Source organism: Yaniella halotolerans DSM 15476 (assembly GCF_000420805.1).
GTDB lineage: Bacteria > Actinomycetota > Actinomycetes > Actinomycetales > Micrococcaceae > Yaniella > Yaniella halotolerans.
The window spans coordinates 300,118-316,050 of sequence record NZ_ATVQ01000002.1; the positions used below are offsets into that span (position 1 = coordinate 300,118).

Below are 15,933 nucleotides of genomic sequence, written 5' to 3' on the forward strand. Positions count from 1 at the left end.
CTACGGTTATGACAGAAACTCCCACAACTGGACAAATTATCGGCCAGGTGCGCGAAGCAACCCCCGAAGATGTACCAGCTATTTTGGACCTGATTCATCAGCTGGCTGTTTACGAACTTGAACCGGATGCCGTGCAGAACACTCCAGAGATGCTGCACGACCATTTGTTCGGTGATACTCCCCGAGTCTTTTGCCATGTGGTCGACGACGTCGTCGACGGTACACCGCAGGTTGTTGGCATGGCGATTTGGTTCGAGACGTACTCAACGTGGGAGGGCGTCCACGGTATCTGGTTAGAGGACCTGTTCGTGATCCCTGCGATGCGAGGACGCAGACACGGTAAACGGTTGCTCCTCCACCTGGCGGACATTGCGGTTGAGCGTGGATACAGCAGATACGAATGGACCGTCCTGGACTGGAATACTCCTTCAATCGAATTCTATGAATCACTCGGTGCAGTCCCCATGAGTGAGTGGACTACATATCGTCTTGAAGGTGCTCGCCTGCACGCTGCGACGCAACGTTAAGCGGGTTTGGGGGCCCTCGCCAAGTTCGCAGCTACCTGCCACACTTGAATGCACACACACGTTGCAAGGAGTTCCTATGCCTACCGCTGACCACACGCCTGGCACAGTTTCCTGGATGCATGATGGTACCGGAATCAGAGATCATACATTTACCGTGCCGCTGGATCATGCCCAGCCGGACGGTGAGAGTCTGTCGGTTTTTGCACGCGAATTTCGGGCTGCTGATGGCGAGCACAAACCGTGGCTGCTGTATTTACAGGGCGGTCCAGGTGGGAAGGGTTCACGTCCAGCCCGTGTGAGTGGGTGGCTGGCTGAAGCTCTGAAACATTACCGGGTGTTGATGTTGGATCAGCGCGGTACCGGCCTGTCAACACCAATCACTCGGCAATCACTTGCACAACGTGGGGCGCCGGGAGCTCAGGCGCAGTATCTTCGAAAGTTCCGCGCTCCCGATATTGTGGCCGATGCTGAGGCCATCAGACTTTCTTTGGGGTCAGATCCTTGGGTAACGCTTGGACAATCATTCGGTGGGTTCTGCACCCTGACATACTTGTCGTTTGCTCCTGAGGGTCTAGCGGGATCAATGATCACAGGAGGTATTCCACCATTGGACGGTCCCGCCGATCAGGTGTATCACGCTACGTATCAGCGGATGCGTGCCCGAAATCGTGAATATTTTCGCCGCTTTCCAAAAGATCAGGAAACCTTAGCGAGTATTTATCGACGTGTTCGTCGCGGTGATGTGTATCTGCTAGATGGTTCCCCCTTAACCGTGGGGCGCGTTCAAGCTTTGGGAATGTATCTGGGCGGTAATACACGGATCGACGCACTGCACTATATCTTTGAGGAAGCCTTTATCCCGGGGACATCAACCCTTTCGGATACTTTTCTTGAGGCTGTTTACCAGCAGGTATCGCGGGCCACGAATCCGTTGTACTTGGTTATGCATGAGTCGATTTATGCGCAGCCTGGTGCGCAGCCAACGAACTGGGCTGCCCAGCGCGTGCTGGCTGATTACCCAGACTTCAATCCGAAGAAGTCAGACACTCCCCTGCTTACCGGTGAAATGTGTTTTGACTGGTATACAGAACTCGATCCCGTTTTGCAGCCTATTGCACGAGTGACCGAAATGCTCGCGACCTACTCGAACTGGGGTCCGCTGTATGACGTAGACCAGCTACACAAGAACACAGTTCCAGTTGCTGCTCTGGTGTATACCGATGACGTCTTCGTGGAGCGGGATCTTTCAGTGGTTTCTGCCGAGCAAGTTGCCAATTTGCAGGTTTGGGAATCAGATCAATGGCACCATGATGGTATTGGTGAAGCTGGTGCGGAGATCTTTCATCGTCTCCACAGCATGATTGGCGCTGACTAACTTCTGGTCGCATCAATCCTCACAGTATCAGAGGAGCACAGGACCCTAGCCCCGTATGGTCTTGCCTTGGCTGGGGTAATAGTCGGTTGTTGGTTTGTATGAGGTGGAGGTTTCGCCTCGGGCGGTCTCGTCGGGTTAATTGCCAAAACGTGTGCTTTTTAAACGCCTTGTCGCGCATAGTCATGCGGCAAAACGCCGATCGTCATAGGCGGCAGTCTATGTGAGTGACGCTTGCTGGAAGAAAACTCAAATGTGATGTATGTGGTCAACCGATGCGTGCTAACGGCAAAACACCCAAAGGCACCCAACGATTTCGGTGCAAAGATCCAGCCTGTGGCGCATCGGCCAGCCGGTCCAACACCCGCAACGATGTGGCTAGGCGCCACGAACTGAGCTGGTTTCTCGACTGGTTATTCACCGGAATCATGCCAACTCACATCAGTCAACGCAGCTTCTACCGCCGCACCGCCTGGTGCTGGAAGATCACTCCACCAATACCTGCACCTACCGGTGAGATTCACCGGTATCTGATGCTGGATGGCACCTATTTCAACGACTACTGCGTCCTGGTGGCCTACAACGGCACCCACGTGGTGGGCTGGCAGTTCTGTGACCGTGAAAAGAATGCCTCCTGGACTGCGCTGATCCAACCATTAGTTCCACCAGATATTGCGGTGGTTGATGGCAACGGGCCCCTGGAACGAGTCATCTGCAGCCTGTGGCCCGATACAAACCTGCAGCGGTGTTATTTCCATATCCGCCAACGTATCCACACGCATCTGACGCGCAATCCAGGCACCCAACCCGGCCGTGAATTGCTGGCACTGATCAAGACGTTGAATACGATCACCACACCCGACCAGGCGGCGGCATTCCAGGCAGAATTCGCCTCCTGGGCCTCGCGGTGGGACAGCGTGCTCAAGGAGCGCACCTACGCCAATCAGCAGCGCTCTGAGCGGCCATCGTACGTGAAGTTAGGCCAGCAATGGTGGTACACCCACCTACGACTACGCAGAGCCTACAAGCTGATCAACGGGCTGATCACCGGCGACAAGCTGTTCACCTGGATGACCCAGAGCCAACCCGATGAAGCGCTGCCCAAGACCACCAACCCGCTCGAAGGCGGCGTCAATACCGCGGCTAAAGAACTGTTACGAAAACACCGGGGTATGACCCCAAAACATGCAATGAAAGCCATTGGCTGGTTGCTGTACTTCAAAACCGAAAATCCAGCCGACCCATGGACCCTGGTCCATCCAGAACATTGGGAAACCACCGCAAAAACCACGGCTAAACAGATGCCACCAGAGCGTATCGGACCAGCTCTCTATGACACCGCATTCAGTGCCCAAGATGGCAACGGAATCCAACAAGGATGGGGCGGACGATCACGCTGACACGCTGTTAAAAAGCACACGTTTTGGCAAATAAGCCGTCTCGTCTGCCACGTCTCGTGACCAACACTCGTCTCTGGTTAAAGCATTGTTCGCCAGAGTAAAGGCTCTCTGGCGAACAATTTGCAGCTACGAGGGTCTAGTCGTTGGCTTTGGTTTCGTGCGATTCTTCAGAGGATTTCCCGTTCGTGTCGGGAGCTAAGACTGGACCATCGGTGGTGACGATCTTTTGCGAGGTCACCGCTGGTATGCCACGCTGGTTCGCGTCCTCGAGTCGTGTTTCGTGGGCGACTCGGATAATGGCGGACCACTGGTCTTTATGCTTAATGAGCTCTTCAAGATAGCGATGCTCGGTAGCTTCTGCTTGTTGTGTCCAGTAGTCCATCTTTTCCGCCGCTTCCTTGCGTTTCTCCGCTGACGTGTCCTCGGGTAGCTGCGAGTAGCGGTGTGCAAATTTTTCTGCGTTTTGGAGTGCACGGAGTGCTTTACCACGGGGACTAACGAGCGACCAGACGATGGTGACGATCAGGATTCCAACGATGACAAGCAAGGACATACCGGTGGATGGCTCTGCAACTGGAACATCCTGACCGTCATAGATGAACGGTAGGTTGTTCTGACTTAGCGCGTGCAGCATGAGCTTGACACCGATAAAGCCCAGGATAGCCGCCAGGCCGTACCCGAGATAGACGAGGCGGTCCAACAGGCCATCGATGAGGAAGTACAGCTGACGTAGACCTAACAGTGCAAACGCGTTGGCCGTAAAGACAATATATGGCTCTTGCGTTAGTCCATAAATGGCAGGGATGGAGTCGATGGCAAAGATAATGTCGGTGGCACCGATAGCAACCATGACGAGCAACATAGGCGTGACGAGACGTTTGCCGTCAACTTTGGTGACGAGCTTGTCACCGTCGTATTGCTCCGATACCGGTAGGATTTTCCGAGCGAATCGAACCATGAAGTTGTCGGCTTCGGAACCCGCTTCATCTGCCGAGGAGAATTCAGATTTCAGCTGCTGCCCGGCAAGGATCAACAAGAAAATACCGAAAATGTAGAATGCGTCGGTCCACACTTCCAAAATGGCAGCACCGGCGAGGATAAAGACCGTACGGCTGATGAGTGCAAAGGCAATACCAAATAGCAGTACTTTTTGCTGATACTGTCGCGGCACGTTGAAGCTCGTCAAAATGATCATAAAGACGAACAGGTTATCTACCGATAATGCCTTCTCAGTAATGAACCCCGCATAATATTCAATTGCGTGGTCGGTGTCTCCGAAGGCAAAGAACACTAAACCAAAGGCGAGGGCGATTCCAACATAAATTGCTGACCAGAGGGCTGCTTCTTTGAGTGTAGGTATGTGAGCTTTTCTTACGTGGAAGAAATAGTCGAACAGAATAAGAGCCAGGATCACAGCAATTGTGATGCCCCAGGTTAAACCGGTGATCTCCATATGAAGGGAGTCCTTCCTAATTTTAGGTAACTTCTAGCCCACAAGTCTCTCCCCCGACGTTGACAACGGGGTCCACATCCGGCCGGACAGCGATGTCCGACGTGTTGACGTCTGCGGAACTTTTGGGATACTCCCTTGTTCGGCATCGACTATATCAGCAATGCGCCACCGACAAAGAACACTCCGCCGGGCGTGGGGGCGGCGATCAGGCTCGTTAAGCGTGGCCCTCGCGTTGCATGTCGCGGAGTTCCTTCTTCAGCTCGTGAACTTCATCACGCAACCGTGCAGCGAGTTCGAAGTTGAGATCGATTGCAGCCTGGTGCATTTGATCTGACATCTGCTGAATCAGATCGGTGAGATCATTTGCCGGTACGGCAGCCAGTTTGGCAACCTTGCCGTCTGCTGTTGCCACGCTGGCTTGCTGTTGCTCCTCGGTAATGGTGGCGGTGTAACCGCGATTGCCCATGCCATAGTCGAAGCCAGTTTTAATGCCCGCCATCCCAGACATGAGGTCCTGAGTATCTGCATCTTCACGAGCGAGCTGATCCGTTATATCGGCAATCTTCTTCCGCAATGGTTGCGGGTCGATGCCATGCTTCTTATTGTGCGCGATTTGTATTTCACGACGCCGGTTGGTCTCGTCAATAGCAAATTCCATGGATGCCGTGATCTTATCCGCATACATGTGGACTTCGCCCGACACGTTACGGGCGGCACGGCCAATCGTTTGGATAAGCGACCGGTTTGAGCGTAGGAAGCCCTCTTTATCGGCGTCTAGAATCGAGACGAGCGATACTTCGGGCAAGTCCAACCCTTCACGGAGCAGGTTAATACCGACCAGAACATCAAAGACGCCCTTGCGCAGCTCAGTCATCAGTTCGACACGACGCAACGTATCGACGTCTGAGTGGAGGTATTGGACTTTGACGCCGTGTTCGACCAGGTATTCGGTGAGATCCTCTGCCATACGTTTGGTCAACGTCGTAACCAACACGCGCTCATCTCGTTCGACCCGCAACCTGATCTCGTCCATGAGATCGTCGATTTGTCCTTGCGTTTCTTTTACTACGATCTGGGGGTCGATGAGACCGGTTGGGCGAATAATTTGTTCCACTACCCCATCGGCTTGTGACAGCTCATACGGCCCTGGAGTTGCTGACATGTATACGGTCTGACCGATGCGTTCCAGAAATTCGTCCCATTTCAACGGCCGGTTATCCAGAGCTGAGGGAAGGCGGAAACCATGATCCACCAGTGTCCGCTTCCGGGAGGCGTCGCCCTCATACATCCCACCTATCTGCGGGACCGTGACGTGAGATTCGTCAACCACCAGTAGGAAGTCATCTGGGAAGTAGTCGAGCAGGGTGTGTGGTGCAGAACCTTGCGTCCGCCCATCAATGTGACGTGAATAGTTTTCGATGCCGTTGCAGTAGCCCATTTGCTGCATCATTTCTAGGTCATATGTGGTCCGCATACGTAGGCGTTGGGCTTCTAAGAGTTTGTCCTGGGATTCAAGTTCTTCGAGCCGCACCCGCAGCTCATCCTCGATGTCACGTATAGCTCGCGCCATTCGATCATCACCGGCAACATAGTGCGATGCAGGGAAGATGTACATTTCTTCCTCTTCTCGCACGATGTGTCCGGTGAGTGGGTGCAGAGTTTGAATCGAGTCAATTTCGTCACCGAAGAATTCAATGCGGACGGCTAATTCTTCGTACATCGGGATAATTTCGACGGTATCGCCGCGCACACGGAAAGTGCCTCGGTGAAAGTCAGCGTCATTGCGGACGTACTGCATCTGCACAAATTGGCGCAGTAGGTCATCGCGATCTAAGAGATCACCGTTTTTCACAGTCACCATTTGCGCGATATATTCTTCCGGCGTACCCAGCCCGAAGATTGACGAGACGGTGGCAACAACCAGGGTGTCTCGACGGGTCAGCAGTGCGTTGGTCGCCGAGTGGCGAAGGCGTTCGACTTCTTCGTTGATGGAAGAGTCTTTTTCAATGAACGTATCGGATTGCGGTACGTATGCTTCCGGCTGGTAATAGTCATAGTAGGACACGAAGTATTCAACGGCGTTGTTCGGTAACAAATCCCGGAACTCGTTGGCCAGTTGCGCTGCGAGGGTCTTATTTTGCACCAGCACAAGCGTGGGACGCTGTAAACGTTCCACTAACCAGGCAGCCGTCGCCGATTTACCGGTACCGGTGGCCCCCATCAGCACCACGTCTTTTTCGCCGCCCTCAACTCGTTCCGCGAGTTCGGCAATTGCCTGGGGTTGGTCCCCTGCCGGTTCGTAAGGTGCCTCTACTTTGAAGGGTGCGACAACACGGTTGATCTCTCGGGCCATACTCATGCCCCACATGTTACGCCTGTCAGATTAGAGTAACCACCCGTTCGCCCCCTGGCTAAGGCGCTAGCTAAAGAGCATGAGTACGTAGACCACAAAGATCATCAGATGCGGCAGCGCGTGCATCACGGTAAGTTTCGGGGCCAAGAAATTTGTGATGGTGGCCATCATGGTCACGGCCAAGAGTACGATGTTGACCGTCGACTCAGCCAGGACGACGGTTTGTCCGGTGGCTAGTCCAATCAACAACACCGCGGGAATCGTGAATGACACGGTAGACACGAGCGCACCGTGGCAAAGATTGATCACGCGTTGCATTTCCCCTGCCAACCCAGCTCGCAGGGCAGTAATGGTTTCGGGCAGGAATACTATGGCGGCGATAAGGACGCCGGCGAGTTCAATGGGTAGATTCGTGCGGCCTAGACCGTCATCCAGCAGGGCGGCCATGTGTTGAGCGAGAATAATGACCGGGATGACTGTGACAACCAGCAGCAGGATACGCAGCAGAATCTCTGTGCGATGTGCTTGGAAAATTTCACCAATGGGTTGGCGCGGTACTTCCGCCACGGCTCCTGTACTCGTCGTTCCGTCACCGCGCGCTGCTGCAATGCTGATCGGGTCGGTTTCGGCAAAGTCGTCTGGTTGGTGAAACATTTGGCGGTACAAGAAATACGCATACGTGAGCAGAGTGCCGACCGCGATTGTGACAGCCACTGCCGGCGGATAGGTGCCCTGGTGGTCCAGGTGAGCGGGTATGACGAATGCTAATGCCAACAGAATGATGAGCATCGCCGAGTAGCTGGCCGTTCCCGTGTGGTTGTGTCCCAGTGAACCGTGCTTGCGCGTCGCAATGAACACGGCGATACCGATCACCAAGTTCATGATGATCATCGAGACCGCCATGACTGAGTCTCGGCCGATCGTGGTGTGGTCTCCGGGGCCAAGCATAACCGCAGAAATGAGGATGACCTCAATAAGCACAATGGAGATGGTCAGTACCAGCGAGCCATAAGGATCCCCCATGCGACGTGCCAGTTGTTCTGCTTGAGTGACCACACCGAAGGAGCACACCATGATGATGGCTACGACACCGGCCAGGACCACGACGAGCGTTGTGCCGGGTACCGGTGGCGTCAGCAGGTGCTGGGTTGTCGTCATGACGATGACTGCCACCCAACCGATAACAACGCGAGCTAACGCGTTCGGGGTAAACACCTGGGACCGTTTAGTGATCATTGGTCCTCGGTAAGCTCGGTCCAGACCGCAGCAACCTGATCCTCGGTGCTGTCCAACGGGCCCGAATTATCAATGATCCAGTCTGCAACGTCGCGGCGTTGCTCGTCAGTAGCTTGTGCCGAAATGCGGGCCTGAGCATCTTCGACTTCCATGCCTCGAGCCTCGACCAAACGTTGTAGACGGGTGTCATGGTCGGTGTCGACAACGATGACACCATCGAATTGGTCTGCCTGTCCGGTTTCGACCAGCAGAGGTATGTCTTGAATAATGACGGCATGGTCCGGGTCGGCGGCCAAGGCTTCTTCACGCAGCCGGGCTGATTCCGACCGTACGGCCGGATGCACAATACCGTTGAGTCGCTCACGTGCCTCGTTGTCGTTAAACACGATGTTGGCCAGCGCTGCACGGTCGAGCCGGCCCGCGGCATCGAGGAGATGTTCTCCAAAGGTGTCGACAACTTCATCCAGCACTTCTTGGCCTGGTTCCATGAGGGCCCGTGAAATAGCGTCGGCGTCGATGATGGTCGCGCCGCGTTCGGCGAAGAACGTGGCAACGGTAGATTTTCCCGATCCGATGCCGCCGGTCAGGGCGAGATGACGCATGAATTCTCCTGGGTAGACTGATGGACATGCAACATGCCGATTCTGCTCGTAATAGACGTTATACCGTGGTGGCTCACCGTGATCTAGTGAAGGTCACCTTAGATATCCGCCGTTCTGAGTTTATCGGTATGATCCGCCGCGTCGACTCTGAAGACGAAGCTCGCGCATGGATTGATGAGGTGCGAGGTGAGCATCATGCGGCCACACACGTTGTGCCAGCGTTTGTGCTTGGTGCAGATCGGGACGTCCAGCGCTCCTCTGATGACGGTGAACCAGCGGGGACAGCCGGGATGCCTATGATCCAGGCTTTGACCAATTACCGCGCGGTGCATAACGGTGAGGAATTCTCGGATGTGTCAGATATTTGTGCCATCGTCGTTCGCTATTTTGGCGGGGTAAAGCTCGGTGCAGGGGGTCTCGTCCGGGCCTACTCGGATACCGCGGTGGCCGCATTGGAACAAACACCTCTGATTGTCCGCAAACGCATGCTGTTGGTGACCATTGATGCCCCACACGCCGATGTCGGACGGGTGGAAAATGAGCTTCGCTCAGCCCAGTATGAGGTACTGGGCACCGAATACGACGGCCACGCCGCAACGGTAACGATCGGGTTGGACGACACCAATAATGCTCTGGTCGATTTTAACGGCCACTTGGCATCAATGACCGCCGGCGAGTCCGAAGCCGTGGCAATCGGTACTCGGTGGCAGGATGTGACCTGATGAGCGATGAACGGTTTGCGCCAGACAATGTCGATCGTATGTTGCTCCGTGTACTCGAAGAGACGTTTGCCAAGGAGCCGTGGCGAAAGCATGCACCCGTTGTAGTCATCAACGATGCGACAGGTGCCTTGAGCTCTTGGGCTGTTGAACACGACCTTGATGTGCGTTTTGTCCAGGATTCAGCGGCGTTGAGTACCGTCCAAGCCCCCGTGACCGGTCCAGTTGTTCACCTGCCAACCGAAGATGTCCTGAAGGACGTCGCAACGGTGCTCTACAGACTCGCACGCCCGTTGGAAGCGTTGGAAGAACTGGCCTGGCAAGTTGCTGCTTGGGCAGATCCGCAGGTGCTCCTGCTGGCAGGGCAGTTACAGCGTCATCTGAATTTTTCCATGAACACTGTGCTGGCCAATGTCTTTACGGATGTCTCGGCATCGCGAGGCTATTACAAGGCGAGAGCCTTGCGTGCTGCGTCGCCCAAAGCGTTAACCGGTCATGCACCCCCGCGTATCCCTCGGAAAAACAGTGTTACGGTTGGTTCTGAATCGCTGGAACTCCGCGCCTACGGACTCACCTTCGGCGCAGCGAAATTGGACCCGGGAACCCGGCTATTGCTCGAGGCTCTGACTATGGGTGGACTGGATTCATTTGTACCGGGTAGTACTGCCGTGGATTTGGGCTGCGGCAACGGTACCATCGCCGCCGTTCTCGCGAAAACAACGCAGAGTGTGGCGATTATTGCGAGCGATGATTCTGCTTCAGCGGTACGGTCCACGGAGGCAACCCTGGCGGCGAATAATCTTGGCGGTGTCGAGTTGATGCATCAGTCAGGACTCGGCACCCTCGAGGATGCCTCGGTAAACACGATCGTGCTGAATCCGCCGTTTCATAAGGGTACGGAAATTACCGGCGATATTGCGCACTTCTTGTTTGCCGAAGCCGGTCGTGTGTTGAAACCCCACGGTATTTTATGGACGGTGTTCAACGTATCGCGAAGATATCAAAAGGCTCTGGTCAAACTGGTGGGGCCGACGGAACAGATTGCGCGCGATTCGCGTTTCATTGTTACTCGATCACAGAAAGCATAGGTATATGTCCAACCTTTACGTTAAAGTCTGCGGCATCATGCATGTTGAGCAGTTGGATTGGGCCATCGAGCTTGGTTATGATGCTATAGGATTGATGCAGGCTCCGAAATCATCACGACTGGTGGATGTCGAAACCGCTCGTCATCTTGCGGCACATGCGGCGGGCCGGATAGAGACATTCGCCGTGGGAATGACTCTAGACGAGGTCGAACCGATCCGGGATGCTGTTGATACGATCCAGCTCTACGAATACGCCGATGTGCCTTCACTAGCGTTGGCTTCGGACACTCCTCCACCGACCACGGATGGTCTCGCCTACTGGTTTTATGATGCGTCACACGGGACCGGAACATTTTCGGATATTCCGGAGTGGGTTCGCGATGTTGATGCTCGAGTTGTTCTGGCCGGTGGGTTGAATCCTGGCAATGTTGCCGAGGTAGTTGCTCGGTATCGTCCTGACGGGGTGGATGTTTCTTCCGGCGTCGAGGCGTCGGCAGGTGTGAAGGATTATGCCCTCATGAAGGCCTTCATCGAAGCCGTTCGAACCGTCGCATAATTCCTTAGAGTTCTGTTAAAGACCGAAGGCCGCTACTCGCAGTGAGTAGCGGCCTTCGGTTATGTTTCTGTCGAAAGGGCTAACGGGTTAGTTACCGGTCAGTTTCTCGCGGAGTGCAGCAAGTGCTTCGTCGGAAGCCAAGGTGCCGGCGTCTTCGACTGGGGTTTCTTCGTCCTCAGAGGAGTATGAAGCAGAACCGCTAGCAGCTTCTGCTGGAGCGGAGGCTGCTGCTTCTTCTGCCTCTGACAAGTGACGGGAAACTTGTTCCTTGTGAGCTTCCCAGCGTGCCTGAGCGTCAGCGTACTGCTGCTCCCATGCGGCGCGTGCTTCTTCGAAGCCTTCAATCCACTCGTTGGTTTCAGGATCGAAGCCTTCTGGGTATTTGTAGTTGCCGTCTTCGTCGTAGTCGGCAGCCATACCGTATAGGGCTGGGTCGAATTCCGTGCCTTCTGGGTCGACGCCTTCGTTGGCCTGCTTGAGCGACAGGGAGATGCGACGACGATCGAGATCGATGTCGATGACCTTGACGTACAAGATTTCGTTGACCGATACGACCTGTTCGGCGGTATCGATGTGGCGGTTGGCCAGTTCAGAGATGTGAACCAGACCTTCGATGCCATCTTCAACGCGGACGAATGCACCGAATGGTACAAGCTTAGTGACCTTGCCCGGTACGATCTGGCCCAGGGCGTGGGTCCGGGCAAAGACCTGCCATGGGTCTTCCTGAGTAGCCTTCAGTGACAGGGATACGCGTTCGCGATCCATATCGACGTCGAGAACCTCTACGGTGACTTCCTGACCAACTTCGACAACCTCTGATGGGTGGTCGATGTGCTTCCAAGAGAGTTCGGAAACGTGGACCAGACCGTCGACGCCGCCCAGGTCCACGAAGGCACCAAAGTTGACGATCGAGGAAACGGTACCGGTACGAACCTGGCTCTTCTGCAGTGCCTGCAGGAAGTTCGAACGGGTTTCGGACTGGGTCTGCTCCAACCATGCACGGCGTGACAGCACAACGTTGTTGCGGTTCTTGTCCAGTTCGATGATCTTGGCTTCGAGTTCTTGCCCGACGTATGGTGCCAGGTCGCGAACACGGCGCATTTCGACCAGGGATGCGGGCAGGAAGCCACGCAGGCCGATGTCCAGGATGAGACCACCCTTGACCACTTCGATGACGGTACCGGTAACGACACCGTCTTCTTCCTTGATCTTTTCGATGTCGCCCCAAGCGCGCTCGTACTGTGCGCGCTTCTTGGAGAGAATCAGGCGGCCTTCTTTATCTTCCTTGGTCAGAACCAGGGCTTCAACCGAATCGCCAACTTCAACAACGTCATCTGGGTCGACGTCATTTTTGATGGAGAGTTCGCGTGAAGGGATGACACCTTCTGTCTTGTAGCCGATGTCGAGCAGCACTTCGTCTCGATCGACTTTGACGACGGTGCCTGCAACCAGGTCGCCATCGTTGAAATATTTGATGGTCTCATCGACAGCAGCCATGAATTCTTCAGCTGAGCCGATGTCGTTTACAGCGACCTGAGGGGCGTTGCTAGTAGTGGTCATGTAGTAGGGACTCCGATATGGATTAATATGATTGATAAACTTACTTGGTTTTTATAACGCAGCAAACAGCGCTGCATCACAATAATTTTGCGCCAAAATAGGCACCGTTTAATATAGTACGGTATTCGTCCTGTCAAAATCAACGTAAGACGAACGCGATTTACGGCGTTTCGATGGCGGAATCATGCGACTTCCGAGCTCTTTTGCTGACAGTCTTTTTGTCAGCGTCAGGTGCTATTCCCTTAATGCGCAGCCTCATGCCAGGAATAGCCTTTGCCAACCTGGACGTCTAGAGGAACAGTGAGTGTTGCTGCGGCCGACATTTCTTCAACCAGGAGCTGTTCTGCAGCATCGATTTCGGAGTCAACGACTTCTAGGATCAATTCGTCATGGACTTGCAAGATCATGCGTGACTTTAGACCATCAGTTTCAATTCGCTTCTGCACCCCAAGCATTGCTTTTTTGATTAGGTCTGCAGCAGAGCCCTGAATGGGTGCGTTTAACGCGGCCCGTTCTGCCATCTCACGAAGTTGGCGGTTATCGGACTGGAGATCCGGTAGATACCGACGACGTCCCAACATGGTTTGGGTGTACCCATCCTTGCGAGCCTGACGAACAACGTTGCGCAGATACCGTTGGACCGCACCGAAACGATCAAAATATGTGGTCATCAATTCTCGGGCTTCATCAACAGATATACGCAGCTGTCGTGAGAGCCCGAAGGAACTTAGTCCATAGGCGAGACCATAGGACATAGCTTTGACCTTGTCACGCATGGAAGTTGTAACGTCATCGGGTTCAACTTCGAACACTTGAGAGCCTACGAAGCGGTGCAAGTCTTCTCCGTCACGATAGGCTTGAATCAGCCCTTCGTCTTCGGACATATGCGCCATGATGCGCATTTCAATCTGCGAGTAGTCTGCTGTCAACAATGTGGTGGATTCGTCCGAATAAGGATTCGAGCCAGCCACGAAGATGTCCCGAATCTGACGGCCCGCAGGGGTGCGAACAGGAATATTCTGGAGGTTCGGATTCAAGGACGACAGTCGACCAGTAGCTGCTGCTGTCTGCGAAAAGCGCGTATGAATCCGGTTGTCTTCGGCAATGGAGTCCAAGAGTCCCTGGACCGTCTGACGTAGCTTTGTCGCGTCCCGGTAAGACATGAGATTGTGCAAAAAGGGATGGTCGGTTTTTTCTAAGAGATCCGCTAACGAATCGGCATCAGTAGAATACCCGGTTTTAGTTTTTCGAGTCTTCGGCATGTCCAACGTGTCAAACAGCACCGCCTGAAGCTGTTTTGGTGAAGCAAGATTGACTTCTTGACCACCAATCGCGGCAAACGCAGATTCTTGAGCCTTCTCTACTTCGTTGGTGAACCCTTCCAAGAGGCTGTCAAGACGCTGACGGTCAGTGCCGATACCGGTCAATTCCACTTCGGCCAGGACGACCGACAGTGGGATTTCAAGATCATGGAGCAAACCAACGGCATCGCGCTGCTGGAGTTCTTCGTCCATGGCTTCGTTCAGACGGTGAATCATCCAGGCGTTCCGAGCGTATTGCGCCAGTTGAGCAGCGTTATCGTCGGTAAAGCCTTCGAGTTCCAATTGCCCTTGATTTTCAGTTGGAGCTACAGCCTCCAAGCGGGTCTTGAGATAGGTCTGAACGAGATCAGCTAACTCATAACCGCGACGATCGGGCTGCAGAATGTAAGCAGACAGTAAGACGTCATCGGCTACCGACACCAATGAAGTGTTCACATCTGGCAGCGGCTCTAGCACGGCTTGTGTTGGAGACGTTGCCAATGCTTTCAGCGTGGCTTTGAGATCATAGACGACCTTGGAATACTGCTGATCACCTAAGAACTGTGTAACTGCCGATCCCAGAGCGGCGTTGGCGTCATCGAGATCAATGACGGCTGTGGCATCCGACGTGGCAAAACCGACCGCACGAATCTCACCGTAGTCTCCTGGTGCAGGAATCTTCCGGCGAGTAATCGTCGCTGGTGGATTGATATGAAAGAAGACCGAGACCCGCTGATCAACGTATGCCAAGAAGTTTTGCCATTCCTCAACGTCTTTAATGACAGCTGTTTCTGGCATTTCTTCCGGTGGATCAGGTTCTTCAGAAGAGCCGAGGTGTTGTTCGAACGTGGTGAAAACTCGATTGCGAATGTTGTCGAATTCCAGAGCATCGAACAGCTCAGAAACCATATTGCGGTCGGGGTTGACCAAGACGGCTTCATCAAGCGTGATGGGAAGTTCGAGATTCGTCACCAGAGCGTTCAATTCCCGGTTGCGTTGAACCTGATCGAGGTTTTCACGCAGTGCTTCGCCCTTTTTGCCACCAATATCATCAATGTTGTCCAAGATGCCTTTGAGGCTGCCGTATTTTTTCAACCAGCGTGCAGCGAAGCCGGGGCCGACGCCGGGAACACCCGGCAAGTTATCCGCGCTCTCCCCCACCAATGCAGCGAGTTCTGGATACTGCAATGGTGTGACACCGTACCGCTCGACAATGGCATCTGCATCAAACGGCGGAAGCTCCGAAACCCCGCGCATCGGGTACAACACGGTGACCTTGTCATTGATCAGTTGGAAGGTATCTCGATCACCAGAAACGATGCGGGCATCCCAGCCAGCTTCGGCGGCAGATGTCGACATCGTGGCCACGATATCGTCTGCTTCGTAGCCATCAACTTCAATGGAGGGGATCTGCAAAGCGTCCATGACCTGTTTGATCAAGTCGATTTGTCCGTAGAACTCCTCGGGCGTTTTATCGCGTCCGGCCTTGTACTCCGGATATTGTTCCGAACGGAATGTTGGAGTTTCTAAGTCGAAAGCTACAGCCACGTGCGTAGGTTTTTGCTCTCGGATCATCGCCAGCAGCATTGATAAGAAACCGTAAACGGCGTTCGTGTGTTGGCCGGTAGCGGTCTGAAAGTTTTCGGCTGGCAACGCGAAGAATGCGCGGTAAGCCATGGAGTGGCCATCGATGACCATCAGGGTGTTTGAGTTATCTGAAGCAGTAAGTTTGGAAGCAGTCACGATCTCTAGTCTAACGAGCTGAA

Annotated in this window: 12 protein-coding genes; 6 read left to right on the forward strand and 6 right to left on the reverse strand. The window is 54.1% G+C overall.

The window, feature by feature from the left end:
- Nucleotides 1-38 precede the first annotated feature (38 nt).
- The 3 genes from G583_RS0108915 to G583_RS0108925 all read left to right on the forward strand — a co-directional run bounded on the left by G583_RS0108915 (nt 39) and on the right by G583_RS0108925 (nt 3,299).
- Nucleotides 39-527 (forward strand): GNAT family N-acetyltransferase, encoded by a 489-nt coding sequence (locus G583_RS0108915; protein ID WP_040895472.1) that lies wholly within the window; start codon nt 39-41, stop codon nt 525-527.
- Nucleotides 528-603: 76 nt separating this feature from the next.
- Nucleotides 604-1,902 (forward strand): alpha/beta fold hydrolase, encoded by a 1,299-nt coding sequence (locus tag G583_RS0108920; RefSeq protein WP_022870840.1) that lies wholly within the window; start codon nt 604-606, stop codon nt 1,900-1,902.
- Between the two features lie 224 nt (nt 1,903-2,126).
- Nucleotides 2,127-3,299, forward strand: a complete 1,173-nt coding sequence (locus G583_RS0108925) for an IS1249 family transposase (RefSeq protein ID WP_281162095.1) — start codon at nt 2,127-2,129, stop codon at nt 3,297-3,299.
- Nucleotides 3,300-3,435: 136 nt separating this feature from the next.
- On the opposite strand, the gene G583_RS15275 is transcribed toward G583_RS0108925, so the two are convergent.
- From G583_RS15275 to coaE, 4 genes are all read right to left on the reverse strand, one after another.
- Nucleotides 3,436-4,752, reverse strand: coding sequence for a TerC family protein (locus G583_RS15275; protein WP_022870842.1), 1,317 nt, complete (start codon nt 4,750-4,752; stop codon nt 3,436-3,438).
- 214 nt (nt 4,753-4,966) lie between these two features.
- Nucleotides 4,967-7,111, reverse strand: coding sequence for an excinuclease ABC subunit UvrB (gene uvrB / locus G583_RS0108935; protein WP_022870843.1), 2,145 nt, complete (start codon nt 7,109-7,111; stop codon nt 4,967-4,969).
- Nucleotides 7,112-7,171: 60 nt separating this feature from the next.
- A complete protein-coding gene (locus G583_RS0108940) occupies nt 7,172-8,341 on the reverse strand; it encodes a calcium:proton antiporter (RefSeq protein ID WP_022870844.1) in 1,170 nt (389 codons plus the stop codon).
- Nucleotides 8,338-8,943 carry a dephospho-CoA kinase gene (gene coaE, locus G583_RS0108945; RefSeq protein WP_022870845.1) on the reverse strand — a complete coding sequence of 202 codons (606 nt, stop codon included), beginning with the start codon at nt 8,941-8,943 and terminating at the stop codon, nt 8,338-8,340. Before coaE ends, G583_RS0108940 begins: the two co-directional genes overlap by 4 nt.
- Before the next feature lie 26 nt (nt 8,944-8,969).
- Between coaE and G583_RS0108950 the strand changes: the two genes are divergently transcribed.
- Genes G583_RS0108950 through G583_RS17065 form a run of 3 tightly spaced genes read left to right on the forward strand, consistent with a single transcriptional unit; the run spans nt 8,970 to nt 11,306 of the window.
- Entirely contained in the window at nt 8,970-9,665 is a 696-nt protein-coding gene (locus tag G583_RS0108950; RefSeq protein ID WP_029629437.1) for an IMPACT family protein, read from the forward strand.
- Nucleotides 9,665-10,750 carry a class I SAM-dependent methyltransferase gene (locus tag G583_RS0108955; RefSeq protein ID WP_022870847.1) on the forward strand — a complete coding sequence of 362 codons (1,086 nt, stop codon included), beginning with the start codon at nt 9,665-9,667 and terminating at the stop codon, nt 10,748-10,750. Before G583_RS0108950 ends, G583_RS0108955 begins: the two co-directional genes overlap by 1 nt.
- Nucleotides 10,751-10,754: 4 nt before the next feature.
- Nucleotides 10,755-11,306 (forward strand): phosphoribosylanthranilate isomerase, encoded by a 552-nt coding sequence (locus G583_RS17065; RefSeq protein ID WP_022870848.1) that lies wholly within the window; start codon nt 10,755-10,757, stop codon nt 11,304-11,306.
- 87 nt (nt 11,307-11,393) lie between these two features.
- Here the strand turns inward: G583_RS17065 and rpsA are convergent, their stop codons facing one another.
- Together rpsA and polA are read right to left on the reverse strand one after the other, a co-directional pair.
- Nucleotides 11,394-12,866, reverse strand: coding sequence for a 30S ribosomal protein S1 (rpsA, locus tag G583_RS0108965; RefSeq protein ID WP_022870849.1), 1,473 nt, complete (start codon nt 12,864-12,866; stop codon nt 11,394-11,396).
- Nucleotides 12,867-13,108: 242 nt separating this feature from the next.
- On the reverse strand, nt 13,109-15,865 hold the full coding sequence (polA, locus tag G583_RS0108970; protein WP_051129696.1) for a DNA polymerase I: 2,757 nt from the start codon (nt 15,863-15,865) through the stop codon (nt 13,109-13,111).
- Nucleotides 15,866-15,933 lie beyond the last annotated feature (68 nt).

What these genes read in the sequence shown, in the direction of transcription:
- G583_RS0108920 (WP_022870840.1), top strand. Translation starts at nt 604, where the DNA reads ATGCCTACCGCTGACCACACGCCTGGCACAGTTTCCTGGATGCATGAT.
- G583_RS15275 (WP_022870842.1), bottom strand. Translation starts at nt 4,752, where the DNA reads ATGGAGATCACCGGTTTAACCTGGGGCATCACAATTGCTGTGATCCTG.
- uvrB (WP_022870843.1), bottom strand. Translation starts at nt 7,111, where the DNA reads ATGAGTATGGCCCGAGAGATCAACCGTGTTGTCGCACCCTTCAAAGTA.
- G583_RS0108940 (WP_022870844.1), bottom strand. Translation starts at nt 8,341, where the DNA reads ATGATCACTAAACGGTCCCAGGTGTTTACCCCGAACGCGTTAGCTCGC.
- coaE (WP_022870845.1), bottom strand. Translation starts at nt 8,943, where the DNA reads ATGCGTCATCTCGCCCTGACCGGCGGCATCGGATCGGGAAAATCTACC.
- G583_RS0108950 (WP_029629437.1), top strand. Translation starts at nt 8,970, where the DNA reads ATGCAACATGCCGATTCTGCTCGTAATAGACGTTATACCGTGGTGGCT.
- G583_RS0108955 (WP_022870847.1), top strand. Translation starts at nt 9,665, where the DNA reads ATGAGCGATGAACGGTTTGCGCCAGACAATGTCGATCGTATGTTGCTC.
- G583_RS17065 (WP_022870848.1), top strand. Translation starts at nt 10,755, where the DNA reads ATGTCCAACCTTTACGTTAAAGTCTGCGGCATCATGCATGTTGAGCAG.
- rpsA (WP_022870849.1), bottom strand. Translation starts at nt 12,866, where the DNA reads ATGACCACTACTAGCAACGCCCCTCAGGTCGCTGTAAACGACATCGGC.
- polA (WP_051129696.1), bottom strand. Translation starts at nt 15,865, where the DNA reads ATGGTCATCGATGGCCACTCCATGGCTTACCGCGCATTCTTCGCGTTG.